The organism is Nostoc commune NIES-4072 (genome assembly GCF_003113895.1).
Lineage (GTDB): Bacteria > Cyanobacteriota > Cyanobacteriia > Cyanobacteriales > Nostocaceae > Nostoc > Nostoc commune.
Map to the genome: position 1 here is coordinate 6,003,244 of NZ_BDUD01000001.1, position 12,693 is coordinate 6,015,936.

General features: G+C 38.7%; 14 protein-coding genes. 10 read left to right on the plus strand and 4 right to left on the minus strand.

Annotated elements, in window-relative coordinates; all coding sequences use genetic code 11:
* Nucleotides 1–66: 66 nt before the first annotated feature.
* Nucleotides 67–738 (minus strand): Uma2 family endonuclease, encoded by a 672-nt coding sequence (locus CDC33_RS26720; protein ID WP_109011489.1) that lies wholly within the window; start codon nucleotides 736–738, stop codon nucleotides 67–69.
* Nucleotides 739–862: 124 nt separating this feature from the next.
* Between CDC33_RS26720 and CDC33_RS26725 the strand changes: the two genes are divergently transcribed.
* The 3 genes from CDC33_RS26725 to CDC33_RS26735 all read left to right on the plus strand — a co-directional run bounded on the left by CDC33_RS26725 (nucleotide 863) and on the right by CDC33_RS26735 (nucleotide 2,044).
* Nucleotides 863–1,120: a hypothetical protein gene (locus CDC33_RS26725; protein WP_109011490.1), complete on the plus strand. Its 258-nt coding sequence runs from the start codon at nucleotides 863–865 to the stop codon at nucleotides 1,118–1,120.
* A gap of 119 nt (nucleotides 1,121–1,239) precedes the next feature.
* Nucleotides 1,240–1,548, plus strand: coding sequence for a DUF3181 family protein (locus CDC33_RS26730; RefSeq protein WP_109011491.1), 309 nt, complete (start codon nucleotides 1,240–1,242; stop codon nucleotides 1,546–1,548).
* Between the two features lie 280 nt (nucleotides 1,549–1,828).
* A complete protein-coding gene (locus CDC33_RS26735; protein WP_109011492.1) occupies nucleotides 1,829–2,044 on the plus strand; it encodes an acetyltransferase in 216 nt (71 codons plus the stop codon).
* Nucleotides 2,045–2,269: 225 nt separating this feature from the next.
* Here the strand turns inward: CDC33_RS26735 and CDC33_RS26740 are convergent, their stop codons facing one another.
* On the minus strand, nucleotides 2,270–2,740 hold the full coding sequence (locus tag CDC33_RS26740) for an ABA4-like family protein (protein ID WP_109011493.1): 471 nt from the start codon (nucleotides 2,738–2,740) through the stop codon (nucleotides 2,270–2,272).
* Nucleotides 2,741–2,862: 122 nt separating this feature from the next.
* Nucleotides 2,863–3,903, minus strand: coding sequence for a cobalamin biosynthesis protein CobW (gene cobW, locus CDC33_RS26745; RefSeq protein WP_109011494.1), 1,041 nt, complete (start codon nucleotides 3,901–3,903; stop codon nucleotides 2,863–2,865).
* Nucleotides 3,904–4,005: 102 nt separating this feature from the next.
* On the opposite strand from cobW, the gene CDC33_RS39115 reads away from it, so the two are divergent.
* Together CDC33_RS39115 and CDC33_RS26750 are read left to right on the plus strand one after the other, a co-directional pair.
* Nucleotides 4,006–4,167, plus strand: coding sequence for a hypothetical protein (locus tag CDC33_RS39115; protein ID WP_181374140.1), 162 nt, complete (start codon nucleotides 4,006–4,008; stop codon nucleotides 4,165–4,167).
* Nucleotides 4,168–4,185: 18 nt separating this feature from the next.
* Nucleotides 4,186–4,374: a hypothetical protein gene (locus CDC33_RS26750; protein WP_109011495.1), complete on the plus strand. Its 189-nt coding sequence runs from the start codon at nucleotides 4,186–4,188 to the stop codon at nucleotides 4,372–4,374.
* A 301-nt stretch (nucleotides 4,375–4,675) separates the two neighbouring features.
* On the opposite strand, the gene CDC33_RS26755 is transcribed toward CDC33_RS26750, so the two are convergent.
* Nucleotides 4,676–5,392, minus strand: a complete 717-nt coding sequence (locus CDC33_RS26755) for a biliverdin-producing heme oxygenase (protein ID WP_109011496.1) — start codon at nucleotides 5,390–5,392, stop codon at nucleotides 4,676–4,678.
* A gap of 808 nt (nucleotides 5,393–6,200) precedes the next feature.
* Between CDC33_RS26755 and CDC33_RS26760 the strand changes: the two genes are divergently transcribed.
* From CDC33_RS26760 to hpsL, 5 genes are all read left to right on the plus strand, one after another.
* Entirely contained in the window at nucleotides 6,201–7,025 is an 825-nt protein-coding gene (locus CDC33_RS26760; RefSeq protein WP_369694357.1) for a PIG-L deacetylase family protein, read from the plus strand.
* A 261-nt stretch (nucleotides 7,026–7,286) separates the two neighbouring features.
* Nucleotides 7,287–8,156: a hypothetical protein gene (locus CDC33_RS26765; protein WP_244919359.1), complete on the plus strand. Its 870-nt coding sequence runs from the start codon at nucleotides 7,287–7,289 to the stop codon at nucleotides 8,154–8,156.
* Nucleotides 8,157–8,524: 368 nt separating this feature from the next.
* Nucleotides 8,525–9,997, plus strand: a complete 1,473-nt coding sequence (gene glmM / locus CDC33_RS26770) for a phosphoglucosamine mutase (protein WP_109011498.1) — start codon at nucleotides 8,525–8,527, stop codon at nucleotides 9,995–9,997.
* Between the two features lie 233 nt (nucleotides 9,998–10,230).
* The gene (locus tag CDC33_RS26775; RefSeq protein WP_109011499.1) at nucleotides 10,231–10,998 is read left to right on the plus strand and encodes a glycosyltransferase family A protein; all 768 of its coding nucleotides are present in this window, start codon (nucleotides 10,231–10,233) and stop codon (nucleotides 10,996–10,998) included.
* 36 nt (nucleotides 10,999–11,034) lie between these two features.
* On the plus strand, nucleotides 11,035–12,690 hold the full coding sequence (hpsL, locus tag CDC33_RS26780) for a hormogonium polysaccharide biosynthesis protein HpsL (RefSeq protein ID WP_109011500.1): 1,656 nt from the start codon (nucleotides 11,035–11,037) through the stop codon (nucleotides 12,688–12,690).
* Nucleotides 12,691–12,693 lie beyond the last annotated feature (3 nt).

Here is a 12,693-nt window from a genome sequence, read left to right on the forward strand (position 1 = left end):
TCAATAGCAATAGTTCTTCTTCCCCTACCTCCCCTGCTCCCCCACTCCCCACTCCCCACTCCCCAGTTACGGAAGATTATCAGGATCAATACCAAGATTACGCAAATATGCTGCCAACTGTTCAGCCCGTTGGCGTTCTTGTTCTAGCAAGAACTCAGCGTGTTCTGCGCGTTGATTGAGTTCCAGGGAATTCAAAAATCTCTGTCCATCTGGACGGTAAATTACTAACTCTCCAAGACCTGTTTGAAATCTAATTCCTAAGCGGGGACTAAGCCAACCATCCATTTGCCATAGCTTATTCAAATGATTGTTTTGCCGCAACCAGCCGTCTAGTTGAAAACTTTCAGGGTCGTATAAATAATATTCTTCAACAGCGTATGTATCGTAAAACTCCAGCTTACGCTCCATTTCCTTGGTATCATTACTATAAGAAAGAATCTCAAAGACTACTTGCGGTGGAATATTATCTTCTTGCCACTGACGATAAGAACAACGTTTTCCCTTTGGTCTACCGAAGACAACCATCACATCAGGTGCAGTCGGTGTAATCAGTCGAGAACGGACGGGATACCAGAGCAAATCTCCTGCAATCAAAACATGATCATTATTAGCAAACAGAATCTCTAAATTCTCCTTAATCAGGACAATCCAACGATATTGCTCTGTATTGTCTGCCATTGGTTTGCCGTCGCTATCTGGATAGAGGAGATCGGGGTCTATTTGCTCAAAGATCGTCATCTGATTTAACCCACAGGCTCTTGACTTCCAGTTCAATTATGACTGGTTATAAGGGTCTAATAGCAACCACTGCCATAAAAACCTTAGAATGAATAGGGTGTATTTAAATCTGTAACAAATATTTATGCCTCCTCGTTGGCCTCGCAAACCCGATCGCAAAGACCCTGATTACCGCAAGATCGATGACAGAATGAATTTTGCCGTGCATGTAGCGATCGCTGCTACTATTAATTCTGGTTTGTGGTTTTTCCACATCTTGAAAGGCACTACTTGGGAGTGGCTGCCTTGGGTGACTTTAAGTTGGACAGGAATAGTGTTGGTGCATCTGATTTATATTAGTGCGATCGCTAACTACACCGAAACTCCGCCAAAATCCACCTGAAGATGGATTACTCATGCTGGGGCGATTGTAACCTCTGGTAGTAGGATTAGGCTGTTAATTGAGCCATAATATAAAAAAGCCTGAGATTTCGCGCTTTTTCTTAATGTAGGGTTATTTTTATGGCTAAGACTAACACCACAGAACTACTAGAAGCCCTAGCAGCTGAAATTGGCGAAAATGTCTACATAGACGTTGCTAAATGGCATCTTTATTTATCTAATGCCAAACTGCATACAGTTGTTGCCGAGCAACTGTATCCTTTAATTACTTCCAACGCTGTAAATGAAAACCGAGTTTTACAAGTCTTGGGATCGATTCCAATAAAAATTGGCGGCGGAAAACGTGAAATTCCCTTAATCGATTTACTACCCCTGCAATGCCAAGTAGCTTTAATAGATATCTTGGAAAAATATCAACGTGATTTCTAATTGCTAAAACTAAGATTATTTTAGTTGGACAATTTTATTAATCAGCATTCCCTGATTCGGTTTTAGCTTCGGAATTAGGTATATGTTTACTGCGCCTATTTTATAAAAATGAACTTTCCAGATACACACAAATCAATCTCGTGTAATTTGTGTATGGATATCTGATAAAAATTTCCTTTAATAATTAAGGAATCTCCGCGTTCAAAATCGGTTCACATCTGAGCGAGTTGATCTTGAGACTCGCTTTGAACATTCATGCAAACTCATTGAGGTAATTTCTATGCTTTTACAAGTCAAAGATAGTGGCGAATTGGTAAAGATTGTTGAAATTCAGGAATTAATTGACCCGAATAATGATGTTGTTCACGCAAAAGATCAAGAAGGTCAAGAAGAACAGCAACCTGAAAGTTTTAAAAAAGAAAATCTCGTTTTTCCTTCAGGTGAAGTTTTACCACGCTGTTGGTTAGATGCCGACTATAGACACGACAACGGTTAATCATTTTCAAGTCACTTGAGTTGGACGGTTCATGTGGTAACTTTCAGAGTGATTTGTTTGTAGCAAGCAGCTCCAGCCTTACTCTTGTGCAATTTAAATGCTAATTAGCTTAAAAGCAAACTGATTTGCTAATTATCAATCTACAGATCCCCAGCTTCTTTAAGAAGCCGGGGATCTGGCTTTTCACAAAGAATTTATCATTGCTATATATAACTATGTGCCAGATTATGACGCAGCTTTTTCTCCCACCGTCACCGTTTCATTCTGCTGAGATTTAGGAAAAAATGTCTTAACAATCCAGTCGGTCAAGATGTGAGACAGTAATCCTATAGGGCCAGCAAATAAACACAAAGCCAGAGAGTGAATTGTCCAAATACCTGTTTTTTGTCCTTCCCAATAAATCCAGCGACCGACGAATAAATCCATCACTAAAAAATGAATCCAACCCGTTGCAGCAGCCGTTTCATCTGTAAAAAATCGCGCAATATCGGCTAATTGGGGATTCGATAAAGCTTGGGCATTTTCTGGCGTAATGCTGTTGATAAACAAATACACATACGCTCCAGCTAACAGCACAAAAGGCAAATATGATGACATTACCTGCCGTGTAACTTTCCAATTTGGTAATAAAATCATCAATGCCCAAAAAGGCAAGACGAAAAGGTTAGCAATGTTAAATAGTTGGGAGATGGTCATAGTTTTGTAAATTGCAAGGTTTTTAGCTATTATTTTTTGCTCAGAATTAACTAATGGTTTATAACTCGCAACTTTCCGAATAAATCCCGACAACTTTTACGAAGTCGGGAATCTAGGTATATTTATAAAGCTACAAGTTGCGATTCAATTTCTGAAGACTTCAAATCACGCCCTATAAAAACTAAGCGGGTTTGCCGAGCCTCTTCAGTTTTCCAAGGGCGATCATAAAATTTATCAAATCGGGTTCCTACGCCTTGCATCACTAAACGCATGGATTTATTTGGCACTGCTACAAAACCTTTAATTCGGTAAATTTCTTGTTCTTGTGCTAATTTTTCCAACTGCTGTTGCAACTTTTCTGGGTCAAATGTACGATCCAAAATTAAATTAGTTGAGATAATTTCTTCGTCATGATTGTGGTCTTCTTCGGTATCGTGATGGCTAGGGCGAGAATCTAAATTGTCTTCTACTGCGGCTTGGAATCCTAATAATATAGATGCATCTAGTTGAGAACCATTGCTCTCGACAATCTTCACCACTCTGGGCAACTCTTGCTTAATCAATTCCTCAACTCTTGCTTTTGTCTCGGCATCTACCAAGTCAATTTTATTTAATACTACCAAGTCTGCACAAGCAAGTTGGTCTTCAAATAGTTCTTGCAAGGGTGTTTCGTGTTCTAGACTATCATCTGCTTGCCGTTGGGCTGCGATCGCCTCTAGATCGCTAGCAAATGTTCCCGCAGCTACCGCCGCACAATCTACCACAGTAATCACCGCATCCACAGTAGCGGCGTTGCGAATTTCTTGCCAGCGAAAAGCCTTCACCAGTGGCTTTGGCAAGGCTAAACCAGAGGTTTCAATCAAAATGCAGTCGATGCTATCCCGCCGCTTGATTAACTCTTGCATCATCGGGTAAAACTCTTCCTGGACGGTGCAGCATAAGCAGCCATTGGTTAATTCAAAGATATTAGTGTCGCTCTCACCATCTTCTGGGCAAACTTGACAGGATTTTAACAATTCGCCATCAATACCGAGTTCGCCAAATTCATTGACTAAAACAGCAATGCGCCGTCCTTGGTTGTTTTGTAGCAGGTGGCGAATTAGGCTGGTTTTTCCACTACCTAAGAAGCCTGTAATTACTGTGACAGGAATTTTTGTTGCCATTATTTAATTAATTGTGCCTCTTGATATTTTCCCTGATCGCTGACTAGATTAGGAATCAGGGTTTATATATTCTGTAGATAGGAATTAGCGAGATTACCGCAAATGAATTCTGCTAAAACTATTAAGCTGTTAATAAAACAAGCAAAATATGCTGAAAACATAGGAAACTACCAGCAAGCAGAAGACCTTTGGCTATCGGTAATCAAACAAAAACCTAATGATGTTCTAGCTTATGTAAGATTAGCAAAGCTATTATCTTATTAGAATAAAACAGAAACGGCGTTGACATTTTATCAACAAGCCCTCCTCATCGAGCCTAGTGTTCAGATATACACTGAGTTAGGAATGTGGTTGTTAGATATACAAAAATTAGAAGAAGCGATCGCTGCATTTTGTCAAGTAATTGCTCTTGAACCCAATGGGTGTACTGATGAATATATATTGACAAGCAGTGATTTTCCTCTGTTATAGCTGTTTTTCACCAGTTCGCTGCTAAAGTTCAGCCGAAGCCGATATCTGGTATTTACTACAGACTAGGTAAGTATATATTATTTAACTACAGCGATAGAAACGATGAAGCGATCGCTGCTTTTCAAGAAGCACTTAGACTAAATCCTGGTCATCAACACGCAGCACAAGACCTTAACAAGCTACAACATAATAGCCATGATCGCTAACAACAGTAGGGGCAACATCCCCGCGATCGCCTGATTTGATTCAGGTGAACCCAGGAAGCTTGCCCCTAGATTTACAAAATTTTACTTAATAAAGTTTACTCAGCTGTGACGAGTTCAGTACTGCCGCGTGTACGACGCCTTGTAAGGCTATTGTAAAGCATTACTCCAATCGCCTTAATCAAATTGCCTTCCAATTCTTGGAACATCGTCATGTTCATGCCAAAGGCGGCGTTAGCTTCATCAACGATGCGATCGGTTGTAGCCTCGTCGAGGGGTAATTCATCCAAAGTTTGACGATATTTGGCTTTGAATGCCTTCTCATCAGGAATCTCTGGAAACTCATAAAAGGCTGTTCCTTGTCCATCAGACAAATTCATCGCCGTTACAGCAATATTTTTGAGAATTTGTCCCCCGGATAAGTCACCCAAGTAACGAGTATATGAATGAGCTATCAATAGTTCCGGTTCTGTGGCAGATATTTCTCGGATGCGCTTTACATAAGCTTCACCTGCCGGAGATAGCTTAATTTGCTCCCTCCAGTTAGTACCAAAATAATAACTTAGGTCTTGCTCTAAGGTGTACTTGCGGTTTAGCTGGGGAAAATTAATTTTAGAAAGAATTGGGTGCTGACGATGCTTTTCCATTTCCTCTTCCATCGCTGAGTAGACGAAGTAGAAGTTAGCAACTAGTTTCCGGTAAGAGTTTTTCTCGACTACTCCTCTTAAAAAGCACTTGACAAAACCTACATTTTCTGCCATGGTGTGGGCTTTCTTAGTGCCTACACGTAATTTGGTTGCTAAATTGCTGCTCATGCTAAATTTCTCAACTTTTAAAAAGTTAACTGCCGAAGTTTTAATTCACTAACGGCTAAAAAAGCCATTAAAACGTTACCTTAAAACTATTTGATGAGAATTTATATTAAAATTTTTTAAGCTATAATAGTATTGTATTATTTTATACATTAAAAATCTAAGGAAATAATTGCCCTGTACGCATGAAAATTACTTCCTCACCATTGCCCATTCCCTATTTTCCAGTCATAAAATCAGCTTTTGTATTTCCAAAATTACGAAAGCAATAACACGCAACAGTAGCGTAGATTTTTAAATTAAGGTAACTTCATGCCCAAATAAAACATCTCTTAATCCTCGGATTAATTCTACCTAGATGAATGCCTAGTTAATAAATTAACGAGTTGTTTTTATTTCAGTGTTTATCTCAAAAAAATCAAAAATTAATACTAATTTAAGTACAGATACTGAGGAGCATACAATATGCAAGTGATATATTACAAATAGATTAGCTGAGGAAAAAACGTATATTCTCATTATTAATGATGTATTATACAGCAATTTTTATCTCAATGATTTAGTTAACTTGAATTCTCAAATATAGACATAGAAACTGTTTTAGCTATGACTACTGACATATTACAGCACTTCCGGCAGCTATGAGGTACATCCTCAAATCTGAAAGCTTTGATAGGAGAGGGCAAGGAGAAAAGCTGTATTGCATAATAGCCGGAAGCGCTGTAATATATTAGGTTGTAACTACCCAATAAATTACATTTCAACCTTTAAGCTAGCTAATTCCAATAAATATTACATAAACAATATGAATATGGGAAATATTTTAAATCGTTTAAAGGTTAGTTTGCACAACAAGCTATGGCTGTTTAACTATCGATTGCGAGAACTTCAAATCCGGCTACAGTTCTACTGGCTTTTGTATCGAGGTAGTCAACCACTGAATGTTAGCAATAAATCGCTGATTGTGTTTGCTCCTCATCAAGATGATGAAGCACTGGGCTGTGGTGGAATTATTGCACTCAAGCGAGAACAAGGTGTACCTATTAAGGTTGTTTTTGTCACAGATGGAGGGGGTTCCCATCAAGATAATACCAAGATTAGCCGCTCTAAAATTGTTCAAATTCGCAAACAAGAAGCACTGACAGCTTTAAACATTCTGGGTGTTGATTCAAAAGATATTCACTTTCTTAATAAATCTGATGGCTCACTACACAAGATGACAGAAGCCGAACAGCAGCAAACCATTGAAGAAATGGCGCAATTGTTGCATACCTTTGGCCCTCAAGAAGTTTACGTAACTCACAAAAAAGATCGGAGTCGAGATCATGAGATTACTTATCAACTTGTTAAGACCGCGATTATCAAAGCTGGAGTGAAGGTTGATTTGTGGGAGTATGCCATCTGGTTGCTTTGGAAATCCTTACTATTTCGGGATCTCAAGTTGGACGAATTAGCAGGTGCTTATCGATTATCTATTCACACAGTGCAATCCAAAAAAAATGAGGCGATCAAAACCTATCGTTCTCAATATTTACCTATAGATGCTGAATCTAGCGCAGTACTACCTCCCGGTTTTCTCTGGCGGTTCTTCTTACCTCATGAGGTTTTTTTCAAATCAGAATTGCCAAAGCTATAGCTTTCTCTTTTGGAATTGGAAAAAATTAAATAGTGTTTTACTTAGTTTGAATGAATAAGGCAGAAGAAAAACAAGTGGAAGATTCGGAAGAAACACTTTCTTTTTAATCATTCAATCTTAGCTTTAATGTGGGTTTTAGCTATTTATTCATTAATAGATAGCTGATTTCTGATGTTTTTTGACATCAATTAATAGCTTGTAAAAAGAAAATAGCTACTTTTAAAGTCTCAATCTCTTTATTGAAAAATAACAGGAAAAGAAATGATTCAATCAAAAAAAGACTTTTGTTTTTGTACTTTAGCACTAGGGAAAAAATATAGCGCCCTTGCTTCTTTATTAGCAAAAGATATAGAGAGATATTCCCCGAATACTTCTTTTATTATCTTAACTGATCATCCTGAAGAATTTAGTAAATATTCTCAAGTTTTAGTTTTTAAGCATCAACAGCAGGGTGTCAAATGTTACCACGATAAAAGATTTGCGATCGCAAAAGCTTTGTCACTCTTTAACTCGTGTATATTCATCGACTCAGATATGCGAATCTTGGCACCAGTGCCAGAAGATATGCAATGGCTGCTAACACCAGGAATTAGCGCTAGAGCTTGTATGGATATGCCAAAAAAATTTACTAAAGTTATTGCAGGAACTGCTAGTAGTAAATTTGCGAGAGAATTTACAGTTGTTAAAAATGCAACAAAAGTTCTTAATTTAGAAACAAGTTGGAAAGATATTAGTTTTGTTCACGAGTACTTATTCTCAGTCACTAAAGATTCAGGTAAAGAAATTGAGTTTTTGCAACAATGGGATATGCTTGCTAATTACTTTGAGCTAAATGGAATTTATGAAGGTGAAGGGAGTGCAATAGGTTTAGCTGCTTATAAAGCTGGGCTGGCAGTTAGATGGAGTGAGATGGAAGGCATTTCATTTTTCAATAATAAAATTGAGTTAGTAAAAATTAGCAAAGGTCAATCAAATAGGGACGAAATTTCTCAGTATTTTGAAGATCACGAAAAGATTTTATACCCTAAGCGCTCTTTCATGAGCAAAGCTATAGATAAACTTGGAAAGGCAATTATGCATTTTTACAGAAAAATGCGGTTCAAAATTGTTCGCTCTTCTTTGTTAAACTGATATCTGAACACTGTTATCCGAGTTGAAAAATCAGGTTTTTAGGCAAAAAATCTAGGTTCTTGGCTTTGCAATTGCAAGAAACTCAATTTTCTTTTAAAACTAGCTTTGAGAGCATCCCATTAACGCGATCGCTATCATATCGCCTAACATGAAAAATGCGAGTTCCGTTAAATGACAGTTTTTTATAGATTTAGATCAGAACTTCAAAGGGGATTTACCCTACGGAAGGCTACACGAAGGTTGTTTAGCCACTAATTCCAGTGATTCGGTTTTGTGGTTCAAGATTTGAGAAAAAGTTTTCTGTCAGAATTGTTGAATCAAGTGTTAAATGCTATTTTCTAGTGTGATTGTGTGGAGTATTGAAACAAATGGTTTCATTTATAACTCGGACACCGGGCATTCCGGGGGATTCTGCTTCTGAAATTGACGGATTGGGGAAAGGGATTGAGAGCAGTTTTGAACTAAATTTAATCTCATTACCAGCAAATCCTTTATTTGGCACAGATGGGATTCGGGGACGAGTGGGAGAATTATTGAGTGCCCCCCTAGCATTGCAAGTTGGTTTTTGGACGGGGATTGTTTTACGTAACTATGCTACTCAGGTAGGGCCAGTCATTCTCGGACAAGATTCTAGAAATTCCAGCGATATGCTGGCAATGGCTTTGAGTGCAGGGTTAACAGCAGCAGGATTAGAGGTTTGGTATTTGGGATTATGCCCCACTCCTTGCATTGCCTATCTCACCAGTATCAGTGATGCCATTGGCGGAGTGATGATTTCTGCCAGCCATAATCCCCCAGAAGACAATGGGATTAAAATTTTTAGTGCTGATGGTGGGAAGTTACCCCAAATATTGCAGGCAGAAATTGAAGCCGGGTTGCGTGGCAAAATATCACCTATTGCTAGAGTGAGTAATTGCGGACGGCATTACTCCCGTTTCGAGTTAGTGGGGCATTATAGCGAGGCGTTGAAAAAACCCTTGAACAGTGCCATAAAGCTTCAGGGGATGAAGATTGTTTTAGATTTGGCATGGGGTGCAGCAGTCGGGTTAGCACCAGCAGTATTTACAGAAATGGGGGCAGAGGTAATCTGCTTGCATAACGAAGCAGATGGCGATCGCATTAATGTTAACTGCGGTTCCACGCACCTAGATATTCTTGCAAGCACAGTAAAAGAACACAACGCCGATATTGGCTTTGCCTTTGATGGGGATGCCGATCGCGTCTTAGCAGTAGACAATACTGGCAGGCAAGTTAACGGCGATTATATTCTCTATCTGTGGGGACGCCACTTACAAAAAAACCAACAACTGCCAGATAACCTGATTGTATCTACAGTCATGGCTAACTTAGGCTTTGAGAAAGCTTGGCAACAAATTGGCGGTACCCTAATTCGTACCGCAGTTGGCGACCAATACGTACAAGCCGAAATGTTGCGGACTGGGGGAATGCTGGGCGGCGAACAATCAGGTCATATTCTTTGCCGTCATTATGCTGTTACTGGAGATGGCTTGTTAACAGCATTACATATAGCAGCTTTGGTGAAAGAGGCAGGTGTTCCCTTTAGTGAATTAGTAGATCAAAGCTTCCAGACCTATCCGCAATTGTTGCGAAACGTGCGAGTTGTAGATCGCGATCGCCGTTTAGGATGGCAAGATTGTCAACCTGTCCAAGAAGCGATCGCTCTTGCTGAAGCTGCAATGGGTGATTCCGGCAGAATTCTGGTTCGCGCCTCTGGTACAGAACCAGTAATCAGGGTTATGGTAGAAGCTGCTAATGCAGAACTTACCAACTACTGGACAAATGAATTAGTTTCAAAAGTTCAACACCATCTGATGGACTAAATTAGCTATTATCTCAGCTTTTAACAAGCGCCAATTTTTCATCACAGCTTCTACTAATGACCAAGGCTGGTTAATTTGTAGAAGCTGTAACATTTGTATTTGCATTGTTAGATCATGACCGACTTATTACTTATCAACAAAACTCACTGTGTCAAGATAATTAGTCCTGGCATCACTCTGAACGTGTTATTATTTATTTCGAGATTCTTAGCTATATGTTCTAAGATAATATTATGCTTATTTTTGTTATCCCACTCAAAAGTGCAAAAGTTTCCAATTCCTGGGAACGTGTTACACAATTATTTGAAAGATGCATTAAATCAGTTTATAATCAAACCTCACCTAACTTTCACGTTATTGTTGTTTGTCACGAAAAGCCAAAAATAGAATTCACTCATTCTCATATCACATATATTACAGTTGATTTTTCTCCTCCAAACGAAACTAACCTTGTAGCTAAAGGAGATACGGATAAAGGGCGTAAAATCTTAAAAGGATTAGTTTATGCTCGTCAATTTTCTCCCACTCACACTATGACAGTTGATGCTGATGATTGTGTTAGTAAAAATTTAGCTAAATTTATTCAACAATATCCAGATTCTAATGGATGGTTTATAAATAAAGGTTATAAATATCAAGAAGGCAGTAATTATATATATATTAAAAGAAACAATTTTTATAAAATGTGCGGCAGTTGTAACATTATCCGATATGATTTGAATAATTTGCCTGAAACCGCAGAATATAATCGTGGCTATGGGTACTATAGATATTATATAGACCACGCTAAAGTCAAAGATATTTTAAATAATAGAGCAAAACCTATTAAAGCATTACCATTCCCAGGTGCAGTTTATATATTGGATACAGGAGAAAATCTTTTTGAATTATCAAAAAGATTAAAATTTAGCATTTTTAATCGCAAATTATTAAATAAATCAGTGATGGATGAATTCGGATTGTATGACTTACAGCAATCCAGAGAAATTTGTCAACTATAATATATTTCCTTGAGGCTGATAGGCTACAGCACCATTATGCCGAAAATAAAATCAAAATCCCGACCATCTAAAAACTCGAAAAAGCAGGCTAAAAAGGAAACTTCTACCCTTAACCTCAAAGAACAGTTAGCTCAAAAGCGCAAAGCAGCCCAAGCACGTAAAGAACTCATTAGCTTACTCACCACCGCCACCTTTGGCGGTTTCTTCATTGGCATTGTGCTTTTTTTCGTAGCTGGAATTAAAGCAGCAATCCCTGGTGTCTTAGGGATAATTATCATATCCCTTTCCTACAAATACCCCCGTCAAGCGCTATATACCTTCATCATTTACGTACCGATTGGGGGTACTATCACCTACTACTTGGGCAATAGTCCCATACTCCAATTAGCTAAAGATGCCTTTTATATTCCAGCTCTAATTGGACTTTGGCAGACTTGCCGTAAACAGGGGCTACCCCTAATTCTTCCCCAAGGCATTAAAATTCCACTTTATATTGTTTTAGGTTGTAGTCTGCTAACACTATTATTTATTAATGGTGGACAGCAGTTTAACCCGCCTAGCGTCGGATTATTGGAAAAAGCACCCCAAGAAATACCATTAGGTATGGGCATTCTGGGACTAAAAGTATTTTTAGGCTATGTCCCCTTGATTGGTTGCGCTTACTATCTAATTCGTGATAAACGAGATTTTCTATTTTTATCGCGCCTCCAGATTGTCCTAATACTGGTTTGCTGTGTGCTGGGATTTATTCAATACCTGTTACTACTAACTGGTGTATGTCAAGGCACTAGGGGTCTTGAAGGAAATGCCCTATTTGTCACATCATTAGAAGCCCGTTGTTATTTTGGTGGAGCGCTCTTATATAGTCCCGAAGAAGGAGTTATTCGCCTACCAGGGACATTTGTAGCTCCTTGGCAATGGGCATGGTTCTTAATTTCCAGCACCTTTTTTACCTTTGCCACCGGTTTCACCGACCCCTCCCCAATATGGCGGCTGGTCGGTTTAGGTTCTTTAGTGACAGTCTTTATCAATGCTGTAATTTCTGGACAGAGAATCGCCTTAGCTTTAGTACCAATCTGCTTCGGAATTTTGCTATTGCTTACTGGTCAAATTGGCAACCTAAAACGATTTATTCCCATAGGGATAGGACTTGCCCTAGTTTTAGGAATAGCAATGGTGACTAACCCTGCTGTCGTCCAAGAGAGAACCGAGAGTTTTACAGGTCGATGGGAGGCTTCACCACCTCAAGATTTTATCGTTCAGCAATTTCAAGAAAATTGGAAAAACGTAGACGGGCCATTAGGAAGTGGCTTAGGTCGAGCAACTAACTCTGCCCGCGTAATGGGTCAAACAAAGCTAGTGGAAACCTACTATCCCAAAGTACTTTTTGAAGTTGGAATTATTGGAGTGCTAGCTTTTCTGGGTTTAGTAACAAATTTAACAATTATTGGCTTTAAAACCTATCGCTCCATAAAGAACCGTAATTTCCGCAGTTACGGAGCAGCTTTGTGGGTGTTTATATTGTTTATTAGCTACAACACCTATTACTATCCTCTGGATGTTGATCCGGTTGCTGTCTATTATTGGTTTTTTGCGGGAGTTCTTTTTAAATTGCCTGAACTGGAGAAACAAGATATAGAAGATGCTAACCCTGAGCAAAAGAATAAGAAAAAACGTCTAAAAACAATTTAATTA